The following is a 15672-nucleotide window of genomic DNA, read 5'->3' on the forward strand; positions in this document are numbered from 1 at the left end:
AAGGGACAGCGCTACCCCACCGTTTCAACACTGTTGCGCGATATGTAACTATTCATGTCGCAAAATCGTCTTTTTAAAAAATGATTAGCCCCCTATCATCGCGCCGCGTTGAGAGCTGAATCGTTTCTCTTCGCAATCTGTCAAGTTTTGCCACGCGGCTTATCGACGCAGCACGCGGCTGCGCCGTATCCAGATCACCAAAAAGAATTCATCGCCCTATGCCTTTCCATTCGAAACGCTGCACCCACCTTCGCCCGATTCGTCATCGCCACCTTCTGGGGCTCGCCACGCTGACCCTCGCCACCTGCGCCCAGGCCACACCCGCGTTCGACAGTGAATCTCCCTGGATGCTGGGCGACTGGGGCGGCAAGCGCACGGAGCTTTCGCAGCAGGGCTATGACTTCAAGCTCGACACGGTCGTGGAAGTGGGTTCCAACCTGCACGGCGGCTACAGCCATGACAAGGCGACCCGCTACGCCGACCAGTTCGCCCTCGGCGCGCACATGGACCTGCAGAAGATCCTCGGCTGGCAGGACGCCGAGTTCCAGGTGACGCTGACCAACCGCAACGGCGACAACATCAGCAACGACCGCATCGGCGACCCGCGCGTGGGCACTATCTCCTCGTCCCAGGAAGTCTGGGGCCGTGGCAACGTCACGCGCCTGACCGACCTGTGGTACCAGCAGAAATTCTTCGACCAGAAGCTCAGCGTCAAGGTCGGCCGCTTCAACGAAGGCGAAGACTTCAACACCTTCCCCTGCGACTTCCAGAACCTGTCGTTCTGCGGTTCGCAAGTGGGCAACTGGGGCGGCGGCATCTGGTACAACTGGCCGATCAGCCAGTGGGCCATGCGCGTCAAATACCAGCTCACTCCCGAGCTGTTCGTGCAGGTCGGTGCGTTCGAGCAGAACCCGTCGAACCTGGAAAACGACAACAACTTCAAGCTCAGCGGCAGCGGCACCCAGGGCGCCGTATTGCCGGTGGAGCTGGTCTGGGCGCCGAAGGTCAATGACCTGCCGGGCGAATACCGCCTGGGTTACTACTACAGCACCGCCGACAGCACGGACGTCTACAAGGACAGCAATGGTGGTTACGCAGCGTTGAGCGGTGAAGAGCATGCGTCGTCGTCCAGCAAGCACGGCATGTGGCTGACCCTGCGCCAGCAGGTGACGAGCCAGGCCAGCGACAACAGCCGGGGCCTGAGCCTGTTCGCCAACGGCACCCTGCACGACAAGAAAACCAACATGATCGACAACTACGTCGCACTGGGCGCCACCTACACCGGCCCGTTCGACGCGCGTCCCAAGGATGACGTCGGCCTGGCAGTCGGCCGCATCCACGTAAACCCGGCCTACCGCAAGAACATCAACCTGCAGAACCAGGCCAAAAACCTCAGCGACTACAACGATTCGTCTTTCCTGCCCGTTCAGGACACCGAATACAACGCCGAGCTGTACTACGGCGTGCACGTCACCAACTGGCTGACCGTGCGCCCCAACCTGCAATTCATTCGTCATCCGGGCGGCGTGAGCCAGGTCGATGACGCGCTGGTGGCCGGCCTGAAGATTCAGTCCTCGTTCTGATCCACCTTTCTATACCGCATTTGAGGAACTAGCGTGAAGGCTGTGGCTTCAAAGCTTCAGCCCCACGCTGCAAAGGGACTTGGCGTCAACCAATTAATCGTTACGGAGTACGACACTATGAGCACTGACGGTGCTTTCAGTAAGGGTCGCCTGTTGCCGAGCTTGCTCGGACTGGTGATTCTGGTCATGGGCCTGGCCTTGCTGGCCGGGGGTATCAAACTGCTGACACTGGGCGGGTCGCTGTACTACCTGCTGGCCGGCATCGGCTTTATCGGCACCGGCGTGTTGCTGGTGATGGGCCGTCGCTCGGCGCTGGGCCTGTTCGCGCTGGTGCTGTTCGCAAGCACCGTCTGGGCCTTGTGGGAAGTGGGCCTGGACTGGTGGCAACTGGTGCCGCGCCTGTCGCTGTGGTTCGTGCTGGGCCTGGTGATGCTGCTGCCATGGTTCCGCCGCCCGCTGCTGCGTGGTCAGCCTGGCGGCATGCCGAGCACTGCACTGAGCATCGCCGTGGTGCTGGCAGGCCTGACCGCACTGGCCAGCCAGTTCACCAACCCCGGTGAAATCAAGGGCACGCTGGACCGTGACGACGCAGGCGTCGCCTACGACCCGCAGCCGATGCCTGAAGGCGACTGGCAGGCCTATGGCCGCTCCGAGCACGGCAACCGCTACTCGCCGCTCAAGCAGATCACCCCTGAAAACGTCGGCAAGTTGCAGGAAGCGTGGCGCATCCGCACCGGCGACCTGCCAACGGCTGAAGACCCGGTCGAACTGACCAACGAAAACACCCCGCTCAAGGTCAACGGCATGGTCTATGCCTGCACGCCGCACAGCAAGGTGCTGGCGCTGGACCCTGACACCGGCAAGACGATCTGGAGCTACGATCCGCAGATCTCCAAGGAAGGCGCGAAAAACTTCACCGGCTGGGCGCACATGACCTGCCGTGGCGTTTCGTACTACGACGAAGATGCCTACTCCAAGACCGACGTAGGCGCTCCGGCTGCCGAGCTGTCGGACGCCGGCAAGGCCGTTGCCACGTCGTGCCCACGCCGCCTGTACCTGCCGACCGCCGACGCCCGTCTGATCGCCCTGAACGCCGACACCGGCAAAGTCTGTGAAGACTTCGCCAACAAGGGCGCGGTCGATTTGCGCGCCAACATCGGTCCGTTCACTGCTGGTGGCTACTACTCCACCTCGCCTGCCGCGATCACCCGTAACCTGGTGATCATCGGTGGCCACGTCACTGACAACGAGTCCACCAACGAGCCTTCCGGCGTGATTCGCGCCTATGACGTGCACGACGGCAAGCTGGTGTGGAACTGGGACCCGAACAACCCGGACGCCACCGCTCCTATCGCGGCGGACCAGTTCTATTCGCGCAACGCGCCGAACATGTGGTCGCTGGCCAGCGTCGACGAGAAACTGGGCCTGGTCTACCTGCCTCTGGGCAACCAGATGCCTGACCAGTACGGCGGCGACCGTACCCCTGGCGCCGAGAAATTCAGCGCAGGCCTGGTCGCGCTGGACGTCAACACCGGCAAGGTGCGCTGGAACTACCAGTTCACTCACCACGACCTGTGGGACATGGACGTACCGAGCCAGCCAACCCTGATCAACCTGAAAACCAAGGACGGCGTGAAGCCGGCCGTGATTCAGCCGACCAAGCAAGGCAGCCTGTACGTACTGGACCGCCGCGACGGTACGCCGATCGTGCCGATCGACGAAGTGCCTGCGCCGAGCGGTGCCGCACAAGGCGACCACACCTCGCCGACCCAAGCGCGTTCGCAGCTGAACATGCTGCCGCCGGAGCTTAAAGAGAAAGACATGTGGGGCGGCAGCGCCTTCGACCAGATGCTGTGCCGCATCCAGTTCAAGGAACTGCGTTACGAGGGCCAGTACACGCCTCCGTCCGAACAGGGCAGCATCATCTATCCGGGTAACGTGGGCGTGTTCAACTGGGGCGCCGTTTCGGTCGATCCGGTGCGTCAGCTGATGTTCACCAGCCCCAACTACATGGCCTTCGTCTCCAAGCTGGTGCCGCGCGCCAAAGTGGAAGCCGGCAGCAAGCGTGAAAGCGAAACCAGCGGCGTGCAGCCGAACACCGGCGCGCCTTACGCGGTCATCATGCACCCGCTGATGTCGCCGTTCGGCATGCCATGCCAGGCGCCTTCGTGGGGTAACGTGGCCGCTGTCGACCTGACCACCAACCAGGTGGTGTGGAAGCACAAGAACGGCACCAGCCGCGACAACACGCCAGTGCCGATTGGCCTGCCAGTGGGCGTGCCAAGCATGGGCGGTTCGATGGTCACCGCAGGCGGCGTCGGCTTCCTGGCCGGCACCCTGGACCAGTACCTGCGTGCCTATGACGTGAAAACCGGCAAGGAGCTGTTCGCCGGACGTCTGCCAGCAGGCGGCCAGGCCACCCCGATGACCTACACCGGCAAGGACGGCAAGCAATACGTGCTGATCGTTGCAGGCGGCCACGGCTCGCTGGGCACCCGCATGGGCGATTACATCATTGCCTACAAACTGCCGTAGTGATTCGGTAGCGCGGTAAACAAAAAGGCGGTCATCGAAAGGTGACCGCCTTTTTCATTGCCGCCGCCAATCCCGTAGCAGCACGGCTTGCCGGCGGGGGCGTCCGCAAGAACGCCGACGCCGGCAAGCCGGACTGCTACGGGTGTGTGGTGCCTGTTACTGTAGGGGCGCGCTTGCCCGCGATGGCGTCCTCAAGAGCGCCGACGCCGGCAAGCCGTGCTGCTACGGGTGTGGCTGACCTCAACCCTGTAGGAGTGAGCTTGCTCGCGATGGCGTCCGCAAGATCGCCCCCGCCGGCAAGCCGTGCTGCTACGGATGTGTGTACCCCACCCTTGTAGGAGCGCGCTTGCCCGCGACGGCGTACTCAAGGTCGCAATCGCCGGCAAGCCGGACTGCTACGGGGTTGTGGTGCGGTGGTTACTTCTCGATCACATCCCCACGCATCGGCGCGAGCCGCGCGAGCAGACGGTTCTGGGTCGCTACCGGGATGTTCAGCTCGTCCATCGCATCGATCAGGTCCTCCACCAGCGCATTGAAATCACTGCGGGTCAGGTTCTGACCCTTGTGGGTTTCGGCCATGCTGTCGCCGGTGTACCGACAGGGGCCGCCCGCCTCGACGCAAAACTGCTCCACCAGCTTGTCGCGCAGGCGGACGATATCGATCTTGCGAAAATGCTCGACGATGCGCTCGTCTTTCGCGATGTGCAGCAACATGCCTTCGACGATCTTCTGGATCCCGGCGCGCTGCCCAAGGGCCTGATACAGGCTGTCATCCCTGGGCGGCTGCTGGGCGCAGCCGACGAGCAGCGCCAGGCCCAGCGCACCGAACCAACGTAGGGGCCAACCCATCAGAAACTCCCCTGCACAGACAGATACGTGCCGTTCTGGTTATCCAGCGTGGCGATTTCTCCCAGCCGTGCGTAGGCCAGTACCACGGATACATGCTTGTTGGGGAACCAGCCGACAAACATATCGGCCCAATCGCTCTCCCCGGCAAATGACAGGTTGTCGGGCTTCTCCCGGTACTCGACGCCCACCGCCCAGCGCGGGTTGAACAGCAGCGCCACCGAGCCTTCTTTCAAAACGCTGCGCGTGTCGCGACGATCACCGCCGAAGCCCAGCAAGCCGGTTTCGTTGGCCCGGCTGTAACGCACGCCGCCGTTGACCACCAGGTTGTAGCCAAAGGCTGCGCCCATGAACAGGCGGCTGGCGGTGAGGTAGCCTTCGACGTCCGAATCGCGCCGGGCGCCCACCAGGCTCGGGATCAGGAAATCGTTCTGATGCTTGTACTCGACGCCCAAGGAAACTTGCGGCAACTGATCGTAGATCAGGTCACCGAACAGGCGCACTTTGACACCAAAGACATCCTGGGTGAGGTTGTCTTCGGGCAGGCTGAATTTATTGACCAGTGACCCCAGGTCGAACCGCTGATGGGCGTAGGACACTTCCACGCGGTTACCGTAGGAAGCGGCCATCCCGACCACGTCCAGGGTGTAGTCCGGCAAATTGACGTGGGTGGCGAAGGCATTTGCACCCCACTCGCCCTTTTCGTCGTAATTGGCCAGCACCGCCCACGGGATGATCCCGCCACCGGCGGCGCCTTCGATACTGCTGGCGCCCCCGGTCGCGATCAGGCGCCCCTGATCGGCCGCAACAAAAGGCGCTGTTGCTGTCACGCAACCGCCCACCAGACTTGCCAACACCACAGGGCTGAAAACAGCCGAGAGACTACGTGCCATAAACGTGAACCAATCAGTGAACCATCATGCTCGGGGAATGGTGGGATTTGGCGATCCATGCTTCAAACGCGACCGCCGTGAGTGGCCGGCTGATCAGATAGCCCTGCGCCGTGTCGCAATGCCAGCGCTCCAGCAGGCGCAAACTGTGTTCGTACTCGACGCCCTCGGCGACCACTTTGAGCCCCAGGTTATGGCTCATTTCGATGGTGGAACGCACGATCACCGCATCCTCGCTGGTTTCGTCCAGGTTGCGCACGAACGACTGGTCGATCTTGAGCTCCTGCACCGGCAGCCGCTTGAGGTGCGCCAGGGAAGAGTAGCCAGTGCCGAAGTCATCCACCGACAGGCTAATGCCGCACTCGCGCAGGCCATTGAGCACCTTGAGGGCATGCTCGGGCTCGCGCATCACGGCGCTTTCGGTGATCTCGAAGACCAGTTGTTCGGCAGGCACGCGGTACAGCTTGAGCAGGCTCGAGACGCGGTGGGCCAGATCGCCGCTGAGCAGATCGTCCGCCGAGATGTTCACCGACAGCTGCACGTGCAGGCCGCGGCGCCCCCACTCGGCCAACTGGCGCATGGCTTCTTCGATCACCCAGCCGGTGAGTATCTGGATGCTGCCGGTGCGCTCGGCCAGCACGATGAATTCGGCCGGCGAAACATTGCCGAACTGCGGATGTTGCCAGCGCAGCAGGGCTTCGGCCTGACGCACGCGGCCGTTGCGGATATCCAGCTTGGGTTGGTAATGCAGCGCCAGTTCGCCATTGCGGGCGGCGTGGCGCAGATCGCGAATCAGGCAGATCTGCCGCTGGTGGGCCAGGTCGCGGCCGTCTTCGTACACTTGCAGGCGCCCCGGCATTTGCGTTGCATCCTGGTGGGCAATGGAGGCGCGGCGCACCAGCTCCGACGGCGAATCGCCGTTGAGCGGGTAGGCGGCGATGCCGATGCAGGCGTCCAGGGAAATATCGTGGTCGGCGATGCGCTGGGGCTTGAGCAGCAAGCGCTGCAAGCGGTCGGCCACCGCCACCGCAGAATCGGTCTCGGCGTGGTGCACCAGCAACAGGAACTCATGACCGGAAAGCCGCGCCACGGTATCGCCCGGCCGCAGCGGCAGTTGCAGTTGCTCACTGATGACCTGCAACAGCTGCTCGACGCCCTCAGGCCCGATGCTGTCATTTATTGCGCGGAAGTTTTCCAGGCCCAGATACAGCAGCGCCACCGGCCTTTGAGCGGCAATTGCGCTGCCCAGCCGCTCCATCGCCAGCGCCCGGTTCGGCAGCCCGGTGAGGCCGTCGTGCAGGGCGTTGTGAGCCAGTTGCTGCTCGCGCTCTGCGATGCCTGTCTGCATGGAATTGAGTGCGCCGGCCAGCAGTCCCAGTTCGTCACTGCGGGCCAGCATGACCGGCGTCAGGTAGTCACCCTCCTCGATCCGCTTGGCGGCCCGGGCCAGGGCACGCACCGGGAGCGACACACTGCGCGCCAGCAACAGCGTGCCCACCAGGGAACCGGCCAGCGCCACCAGGGTGATCCAGTAGAGTTTTTCGTCCAGCGGCGCGAACGCCTTCATGGCGGTGTCCAGCGGGCTCTGCAGCAGCGCCACGACCTCGCCGTCGGTGTCGCTGATGGTGCCCAGGTGCAGGGTCTTGCTCAGAAAGCTCTGATCCTGGTGCGTGGTCATCTGCATCTGGTCGCTGGCGGGTGTGAGCATCAGCCCTTGCAGGCTGTCGTACAGGGCCTCTGGCTGGGTGCTGATGATCTGCCCCGGGGCCTGATGCACGATGGACAGAAACGATACCTGCAAACCGCTGAGCGAGCGCAACTCCCGGGCCAGGTCGTCATCCATGCTGAACCCCATCACCACCCGGGCAATGGGCAAGGGCGCCATGACCGTGCTTTCCACCAGCAGGTGCGGCTTGCCTTGCAGCGGCACGATCAGCATCGACTGGTTCTTGCTCTTGAGTTCACGCAGCGCCTGCATGTACGGGAACGGCGAGCCCTCGGGAATCTGCGCCACGGTGCTGGCCAGGACCTTGCCGTCCATGCCCAGCAGGAACATGTCCGAGGCATCGATGCGGGCACCGTGATTGAGCAGCACCGAGCGAATGGTCGCAGAGTCGGCGGAGGCCACCGCATCGCGAAAGCCGAAATCACTGGACAACAATTGCACGGCATCGCGTAACCGTTTGCCACGAATCTCCAGCAAGCCCTCGAACACCCGGGTGCCCACCTCCAACTGAACCTGGGCCTGTTTGCGCACGGCATCCTGGGTCGCGGCCTTGACGGCCACGAACACCGCGACGACCACGATCAGCAGCAGCAAAATCAGCACGCTGGCGATGCGGGCCTGGAAGCCGATACGCAATTTCATTCGTGGGCTGCTTTGTGAAAGGCATCGCCGAATGCGCTGGACGGCGGCGCTGCGGGCATGTCGTCGGCCTTGGGCTGCACCGCCAGCTTGAAGTGCTGGTGCAGGCCTGCGGCCGGAATGTCGATTTCACCGCCTGATACCGGTTGCATGTCCACCGCTTGGGGATGCCAGAGCGTAGCCACGTAGTGGCCGGCTGGCATCTGGTCGAGGGTCAGCGTGCCTTTTTCATCGCTCACGCCAAACCATGGATCGTCCGTGACATACACGTAGCCGAGCATCCAGTCATGGATGTTGCAGCCAAGCACCACCACGCCGGGCTTGTCGAAGAGCACCGGATCCGATGGCGTACCGCCATACAGGCGCAGTTCGAAACGTTTTGCCGCAGAAAAGGAGTACACCTGATGGCGGATGTTGTCGCTGTTGGGAAACTTGATTTGTGTGCCAGTGCGCACTGCGAGCACGTGAGGCGCAAAACGCTGGTCGCGCTGGTCCATGTCGGCCTTGGGCGCCGGGTCCGGCTTGCCCGCCGGACCTTGCAGCGTCAGCACGACATCGTTCAGGGGCTTGCCCTGAGCATCGACGAAGTCAGCCGTGAGACCTGCAGCATGGCTGGCGCAGGCGCCCAGAAGGGTCGCTGCCAGCAGGAACGTAGATACAACCGGATTCATACGTGGGATCCAAGAACGGCGTGGTCGATAAAAGAATAGCGCCGGCCTTGGCTTTGTGTTGCAGCGTCGCGCGCAGAGTAACCTCACCCTGCAGAAAGATCATGCAATAAAGGCCACTATAAAGCCATCACTCAACGGTCGCCGACGAATGGCACAAGCCACCTATATTTCTCTATCGACGTCCGTATTCAATGCTATCGGCCTCAACTATTGAAACCTGAGCAAGACTGCCCCATCTAAGCCTCAACTCCATTTATGCAGGTGCCCCATGAGCGACCAGCAAAGCGACTCGAACCACGCCTCAGACGACGTCGATCACGAGCACGAAATTCTTCACTCGGACAGCAAAAGCCTCGCCCTGCCTGGGCAGAATCTGCCGGACCAGGTGTACATCATCCCGATTCACAACCGCCCCTTCTTCCCGGCCCAGGTCCTGCCGGTCATCGTCAATGAAGAGCCCTGGGCTGAGACTCTGGAGCTGGTGAGCAAATCCGATCACCACTCCCTTGCGCTGTTCTTCATGGACACGCCGCCAGAAGATCCGCGCCACTTCGACACCAAGGCACTGCCCGAGTACGGGACCCTGGTGAAGGTGCACCACGCCAGCCGCGAAAACGGCAAGCTGCAGTTCGTCGCCCAGGGCCTGAGCCGCGTGCGCATCAAGACCTGGCTCAAGCACCATCGCCCGCCATTCCTGGTGGAAGTCGAATACCCGCACCAGCCCAACGAGCCCACCGATGAGGTGAAGGCCTACGGCATGGCGCTGATCAACGCGATCAAGGAGCTGCTGCCGCTCAACCCGCTGTACAGCGAAGAGCTGAAGAACTACCTCAACCGCTTCAGCCCCAACGATCCTTCGCCGCTGACCGACTTCGCCGCCGCCCTGACCTCCGCCACCGGCGTTGAGCTGCAGGAAGTGCTCGATTGCGTGCCCGTGCTCAAGCGCATGGAAAAAGTCTTGCCGATGCTGCGCAAGGAAGTCGAAGTCGCGCGGCTGCAAAAAGAGATTTCTGCCGAAGTAAACCGCAAGATCGGCGAGCATCAGCGTGAGTTCTTCCTCAAGGAACAGCTCAAGGTCATCCAGCAGGAGCTGGGCCTGACCAAGGACGACCGCAGCGCCGACATCGAACAGTTCGAAGAACGCCTGGCAGGCAAGACCCTGCCGCCCCAGGCGCGCAAACGCATCGATGAGGAGATCAACAAGCTCTCGGTGCTGGAAACCGGCTCGCCGGAATACGCCGTCACCCGCAACTATCTGGACTGGGCCAGCTCCGTGCCGTGGGGCGTCTACGGCGAAGACAAGCTGGACCTCAAACACGCGCGCAAGGTGCTCGACCAGCACCACGCAGGCCTTGATGACATCAAGAGCCGCATCCTCGAATTCCTTGCGGTGGGCGCCTACAAGGGCGAGATCGCCGGTTCCATCGTGCTGCTGGTGGGCCCGCCCGGTGTGGGCAAGACCAGCGTCGGCAAGTCCATCGCCGAATCCCTGGGTCGTCCGTTCTATCGTTTCAGCGTCGGCGGCATGCGCGACGAAGCTGAAATCAAGGGCCACCGTCGCACCTACATCGGCGCCCAGCCGGGCAAGCTGGTGCAGGCGTTGAAGGACATGGAAGTGATGAACCCGGTGATCATGCTCGACGAGATCGACAAGATGGGCCAGAGCTACCAGGGCGACCCGGCCTCGGCGCTGCTGGAAACGCTGGATCCGGAGCAGAACGTCGAATTCCTCGACCACTACCTGGACCTGCGCCTGGACCTGTCCAAGGTGCTGTTCGTCTGCACCGCCAACACCCTGGATTCGATTCCCGGCCCGTTGCTGGACCGCATGGAAGTGATTCGCCTGTCCGGTTACATCACCGAAGAAAAACTGGCCATCGCCAAGCGCCACCTGTGGCCCAAGCAGCTGGAAAAGGCCGGTGTGTCGAAGTCCAGCCTGACCATCAGCGACAGCGCCCTGCGGGCGGTGATCGACGGCTATGCCCGTGAAGCCGGGGTGCGCCAGTTGGAGAAACAGCTGGGCAAGCTGGTGCGCAAGGCGGTGGTCAAGCTGCTGGACAACCCGGATACCGTGGTCAAGATCGGGCCGAAAGACCTCGAAGCCTCCCTGGGGATGGCAGTGTTCCGCAACGAGCAGGTGCTGTCCGGCACCGGCGTGATTACTGGCCTGGCCTGGACCAGCATGGGCGGCGCCACCTTGCCGATCGAGGCCACGCGCATTCACACCCATAACCGTGGCTTCAAGCTGACGGGGCAACTGGGGGATGTGATGAAGGAGTCTGCGGAAATCGCCTACAGCTACGTCAGCTCCAATCTGGCCAAGTTTGGCGGCGACAAGGGTTTCTTCGACGAAGCCTTCGTTCACCTGCACGTGCCTGAAGGGGCCACGCCAAAAGACGGCCCTAGCGCCGGCGTGACCATGGCCAGCGCGCTGCTTTCCCTGGCGCGCAACCAGGCGCCGAAGAAAGGCGTGGCCATGACTGGCGAGCTGACCCTGACCGGGCATGTCCTGCCGATTGGCGGCGTGCGCGAGAAGGTGATCGCGGCGCGGCGGCAGAAGATCTTCGAACTGATCCTGCCGGAAGCCAACCGCGGCAACTTCGAAGAACTGCCGGACTACCTCAAGGAAGGCATCACCGTGCACTTCGCCAAGCGTTTTTCGGATGTTTCGAAGGTGTTGTTCTAACCTTCCGGCCTCCACAAGACCGGTAGGAGCGCGCTTGCCCGCGATTGCGTCATGTCTGTCACAGCTTGGTTGACTGACACGACGCCGTCGCGGGCAAGCGCGCTCCTACAGTTCGTACCGAGATGCGATTAGCATTCACACGTTCTTCAGTTATGCTCCGACGCAAGTAGCCCACGTCCGGAGCCTCCATGTCCCCTGCCCGTCTGCTCGTCCCGTTCAGCCTCGCCCTGCTGGCCGCCTGTGCCCAGCAACCGAAACAGATCGTGTCCCTGGAAGATCAGAAAGACTGCCCCATCACCCTCAAGACCGGCCAGACCCTGATGCTCATGCTGCCGAGCAACCCCACCACCGGGCACCGCTGGCTGATGCAGAACCCTGCGCCCTCGATCCTTAACGCCATGGGGCCGGAAGTGTTCAACAGCCCGCAGGACATCGGCATGGTCGGCACATCCGGGCAGTCGGTGTGGCGCTACAAGGCCGCCAGTGCAGGGACGGGGCATCTGATGATGGTCTATCAACAACCCTGGGCACCCGAGGTCCGCCCCGAGCGCACCTTCGATTGCGCAATTACGGTCAATTGAGTGGCAAACGCCCGAACGATGAGATGAGGTTTCAGCATCGCGGCACATTTGGCTAAAATGCCGCACTTTTCGCCTCATCCTTCGGAATCGCCGTGAGCCAAGAACCCGACCGCATATTCGCCCAGCCGCTGGGCCAGGTGCCTGACTTCGCCTTCAACGAGGACGTGGTGCGGGTGTTCCCGGACATGATCAAGCGTTCGGTGCCCGGTTACCCGACCATCGTCGAGAACCTTGGCGTGCTCGCGGCGCAGTTCGCCCAGCCCCACAGCGTGCTCTACGACCTGGGCAGTTCCCTGGGCGCGGTGACCCAGGCCCTGCGCCGCCACGTGCGCACCGACGATTGCCGAGTGATCGCCATCGACAATTCTGCCGCCATGGTCGAGCGCTGCCGCGAGTACCTCAATGCACAGGATTCGATGTTCCAGGAACTGCTGCCGGTGGACGTCATCGAAGGCGACATTCTCGCCCTCGAATTCCAGCCGGCTTCGGTGGTGGCCCTGAACTTCACCCTGCAGTTCATCGCCCCCGAACAACGCTTGGCCTTGCTGACGCGCATTCGTCAGTCGCTGCTGCCCGGCGGTGCGCTGATCCTGTCGGAGAAGCTGCGTTTCGACGACAGCGAAGAACACGCCCTGCTCACCGGCCTGCACGTGGCCTTCAAGCGTGCCAACGGCTACAGCGAACTGGAAATCGCCCAGAAGCGCAGCGCCATCGAAAACGTGATGAAGCCCGACAGCCTCGAACAGCATCGCGAACGCCTGCTGGCCGCAGGGTTCAGTAAAGTCGTGCCCTGGTTCCAGTGCCTCAATTTCGCCTCTCTGATTGCCCTGCCATGATTGATCTCGCCCCACTGGTCCGCCGCCTGGCGGGCACCCCGCTGTCCAACTGGGCCCAAGGCCTGCAAGCGCAGCTCGACGCCAAGATGGAAAAAGGCCATGGCGATCTGGAGCGCTGGCAAGGCGCGCTGAACGCCCTGCCCGCACTGACGCCGAGCCGGGTCGAACTCAAGGATGCGTTCATCCTCGACACCGACTGCGACGACGCCACCCGCGAGCAGACTCGCGCCGCGCTGATGGGCCTGTCGCCCTGGCGCAAGGGGCCGTTCGACGTGTTCGGCGTGCATGTCGATACCGAATGGCGCTCGGACTGGAAATGGTCGCGGGTCGCGCCCCATCTGGATCTGGTGGGCAAGCGCGTGCTGGACGTGGGTTGCGGCAACGGCTACTACCAGTGGCGCATGCTGGGCGCGGGAGCCGACAGCGTGATCGGCGTCGATCCGAACTGGCTGTTCTTCTGCCAGTTCCAGGCCATGCAGCGCTACCTGCCCGACCTGCCCGCCTGGCACCTGCCGTTCGCGCTGGAAGACCTGCCTGCTCGGCTGGAAGGGTTCGACACGGTGTTTTCCATGGGCGTGCTGTACCACCGCAAGTCGCCGATCGATCACTTGCTGGCGTTGAAGGATTGCCTGGTCAAGGGCGGCGAGCTGGTGCTGGAAACCATGGTCGTCGAAGGCGACGTGCACCAGGTGCTGGTGCCAGAGGACCGCTACTCGCAGATGCGCAACGTCTGGTTCCTGCCGTCGGTGCCTGCGCTGGAATTGTGGTTGCGCCGGGCGGGGTTCGTCGATGTGCGTTGCGTGGATGTCAGCACTACCACTGTCGAAGAACAGCGCAGCACCGAATGGATGAAGTATCAGTCGCTCAGCGACTTCCTCGATCCGAACGCCCACAGCAAGACCGTGGAAGGCCTGCCTGCGCCGCGCAGAGCGGTGATCGTCGGGCGCAAGGCCTGAGGGCCGCCCACCTGTAGGAGCGCGCTTGCCCGCGATTGCGTCATGTCGGTCACAGCCAGATTGACTGACACGCCGCAGTCGCGGGCAAGCGCGCTCCTACAGGGCTCAGCGATATACGCGATCAGGCCTTGCTGGCAGCCGCCAGGATCAACCCCTTCATCTCCGACACCGCCGATTTGAAGCCCACGAACAGCGCATGGGCCACCAGCGCGTGGCCGATGTTCAGTTCGTTGATGCCCTTGATCGCCGCCACCGCTTCGACGTTGTGGTAATGCAAGCCGTGGCCGGCGTTGACGATCAGTCCCTGCTTCAAGCCAAAGGCCACGCCGTCAGCGATGCGCTTGAGTTCCTCGGCCACCTCGGTCGGGGTCTCGGCGTCGGCGTAGCGCCCGGTGTGCAACTCGATGGCCGGTGCACCGACCCGCGCCGAGGCCTCGATCTGGCGCTCGTCGGCGTCAATGAACAGCGACACTTCGCTGCCGATGGCCGACAGACGCTCGACCGCGGCCTTGATCCGCGCTTCCTGGCCTGCGACGTCCAGGCCGCCTTCGGTGGTCAGTTCCTGGCGGGTTTCCGGTACCAGGCAGATGTGCGCCGGACGAATACGCTCGGCGAACGCCATCATCTCTTCGGTCACACCCATCTCGAAGTTCATGCGCGTCTGCAGCACGTCCTTGAGCAGCAGCACGTCGCGCTCCTGAATGTGACGACGGTCCTCACGCAGGTGCACGGTGATGCCATCGGCCCCGGCTTCTTCGGCGTCCAGTGCCGCCTTGACCGGATCGGGATAACGGGTACCACGGGCCTGACGCAGGGTGGCGACGTGGTCGATGTTCACGCCGAGCAGGATGCGGGTGCTGTGGGTCACTTTGTTCTCCTGAAACTTCATCTGGACAGGCGAATCGCGCCTGCCTGGGTCTTGTTGGTTAGGGCTTGCGAAACAGTTCACGGCTGACCAGCGGGCGGCCACCCAGGTGCACCGCCAGGGCCTGGCGCATCAGGCGCTTGGCCGCCGACAACGCGCCCGGCGCATCCCAGTCGGCCTCGGACATGGCCAACAACTCGGCACCCTGGAACAGGCCGGGCTGCAACAGATACACCCGTTCAAGGCCGGCGTCCACCTGGAGGCGATACATGCCGTCGCTCGAAAGCGGATCGCCGTTGACGTCCGCATCGAGGGCGAAACCGTAACCCAGGTCGTCCAGCAGACGCCACTCGAAAGATCGCAGCAAGGGTTCCAGCGCGCGCCCTTCGGCCAGGGCTGCCAGGGTCGCGGCGTAGTGTTCGAACACACCGGGGTGGGGATCTTCGGCGGGGAGCAGACGAATCAGCAGCTCATTGAGGTACAGGCCGCTGAACAGCGCATCGCCTTCAAGCCAGGCGGCGATGCCTGCGCTCTCCATGCGTCCGACGTTCTTCAGTTCACCGCGCCCGCGAAACTCGACGTCCAGCGGCACGAAAGGCCGCGCCAGCGAGCCTGCCTTGCCACGGGCGCTGCGCAGCACGGCACGCAGCCGGCCCTGAGGCGTGACGAAATCCACCAACGCGCTGTTTTCCCGGTAGGGCCGGCTGTGCAGCACGTAGGCGAGTTGGCTGGCGGGAGCGTTTGGGGACATGCACTTCTCGATGAACGAACACAGTTGCCCGGCGAGCCCCGTAGCAGCACGGCTTGCCGGCGGGGCGGTGTGTCAGACACCCTTTCCTGGACTGACACACCGCTCCC

12 protein-coding genes are annotated in these 15672 nt (G+C 63.0%); 6 read left to right on the plus strand and 6 right to left on the minus strand.

Annotation, left to right across the window (positions count from 1 at the left end):
• Window positions 1–218: 218 nt before the first annotated feature.
• A complete protein-coding gene (locus ACIPO9_RS26975) occupies window positions 219–1583 on the plus strand; it encodes a carbohydrate porin (protein ID WP_400784401.1) in 1365 nt (454 codons plus the stop codon).
• A 117-nt stretch (window positions 1584–1700) separates the two neighbouring features.
• Window positions 1701–4118 (plus strand): glucose/quinate/shikimate family membrane-bound PQQ-dependent dehydrogenase, encoded by a 2418-nt coding sequence (locus ACIPO9_RS26980; protein WP_400784403.1) that lies wholly within the window; start codon window positions 1701–1703, stop codon window positions 4116–4118.
• A gap of 417 nt (window positions 4119–4535) precedes the next feature.
• On the opposite strand, the gene ACIPO9_RS26985 is transcribed toward ACIPO9_RS26980, so the two are convergent.
• From ACIPO9_RS26985 to ACIPO9_RS27000, 4 genes are read right to left on the minus strand one after another with little or no spacing between them, the layout of a single operon-like run.
• On the minus strand, window positions 4536–4967 hold the full coding sequence (locus tag ACIPO9_RS26985) for a group 1 truncated hemoglobin (RefSeq protein ID WP_400784405.1): 432 nt from the start codon (window positions 4965–4967) through the stop codon (window positions 4536–4538).
• Window positions 4967–5857, minus strand: coding sequence for a DUF3034 family protein (locus tag ACIPO9_RS26990; RefSeq protein WP_274135503.1), 891 nt, complete (start codon window positions 5855–5857; stop codon window positions 4967–4969). Before ACIPO9_RS26990 ends, ACIPO9_RS26985 begins: the two co-directional genes overlap by 1 nt.
• A 13-nt stretch (window positions 5858–5870) precedes the next feature.
• Window positions 5871–8222: an EAL domain-containing protein gene (locus ACIPO9_RS26995; protein WP_400604591.1), complete on the minus strand. Its 2352-nt coding sequence runs from the start codon at window positions 8220–8222 to the stop codon at window positions 5871–5873.
• On the minus strand, window positions 8219–8890 hold the full coding sequence (locus tag ACIPO9_RS27000) for a methylamine utilization protein (protein ID WP_400784406.1): 672 nt from the start codon (window positions 8888–8890) through the stop codon (window positions 8219–8221). Before ACIPO9_RS27000 ends, ACIPO9_RS26995 begins: the two co-directional genes overlap by 4 nt.
• A 268-nt stretch (window positions 8891–9158) precedes the next feature.
• Here ACIPO9_RS27000 and lon point away from each other — a divergent pair, with 268 nt between their 5' ends.
• The 4 genes from lon (at window position 9159) to cmoB (ending at window position 13949) form a co-directional block, all read left to right on the plus strand.
• On the plus strand, window positions 9159–11576 hold the full coding sequence (gene lon, locus ACIPO9_RS27005; RefSeq protein WP_274135508.1) for an endopeptidase La: 2418 nt from the start codon (window positions 9159–9161) through the stop codon (window positions 11574–11576).
• 188 nt (window positions 11577–11764) lie between these two features.
• Window positions 11765–12157, plus strand: a complete 393-nt coding sequence (locus tag ACIPO9_RS27010; RefSeq protein ID WP_274135509.1) for a protease inhibitor I42 family protein — start codon at window positions 11765–11767, stop codon at window positions 12155–12157.
• Between the two features lie 92 nt (window positions 12158–12249).
• Window positions 12250–12993 carry a carboxy-S-adenosyl-L-methionine synthase CmoA gene (gene cmoA / locus ACIPO9_RS27015; protein WP_400784407.1) on the plus strand — a complete coding sequence of 248 codons (744 nt, stop codon included), beginning with the start codon at window positions 12250–12252 and terminating at the stop codon, window positions 12991–12993.
• Window positions 12990–13949, plus strand: coding sequence for a tRNA 5-methoxyuridine(34)/uridine 5-oxyacetic acid(34) synthase CmoB (gene cmoB, locus ACIPO9_RS27020; RefSeq protein WP_400784409.1), 960 nt, complete (start codon window positions 12990–12992; stop codon window positions 13947–13949). Before cmoA ends, cmoB begins: the two co-directional genes overlap by 4 nt.
• A 121-nt stretch (window positions 13950–14070) precedes the next feature.
• Here cmoB and pdxJ read toward each other — a convergent pair whose 3' ends face one another.
• Window positions 14071–14817 (minus strand): pyridoxine 5'-phosphate synthase, encoded by a 747-nt coding sequence (gene pdxJ, locus ACIPO9_RS27025; protein ID WP_274135515.1) that lies wholly within the window; start codon window positions 14815–14817, stop codon window positions 14071–14073.
• Window positions 14818–14875: 58 nt separating this feature from the next.
• Window positions 14876–15565, minus strand: coding sequence for a DNA repair protein RecO (recO, locus tag ACIPO9_RS27030; protein ID WP_274135517.1), 690 nt, complete (start codon window positions 15563–15565; stop codon window positions 14876–14878).
• Between the last annotated feature and the right edge of the window lie 107 nt (window positions 15566–15672).

It is taken from the genome of Pseudomonas sp. NPDC090203 (assembly GCF_044746765.1).
GTDB lineage: Bacteria > Pseudomonadota > Gammaproteobacteria > Pseudomonadales > Pseudomonadaceae > Aquipseudomonas > Aquipseudomonas putida_AD.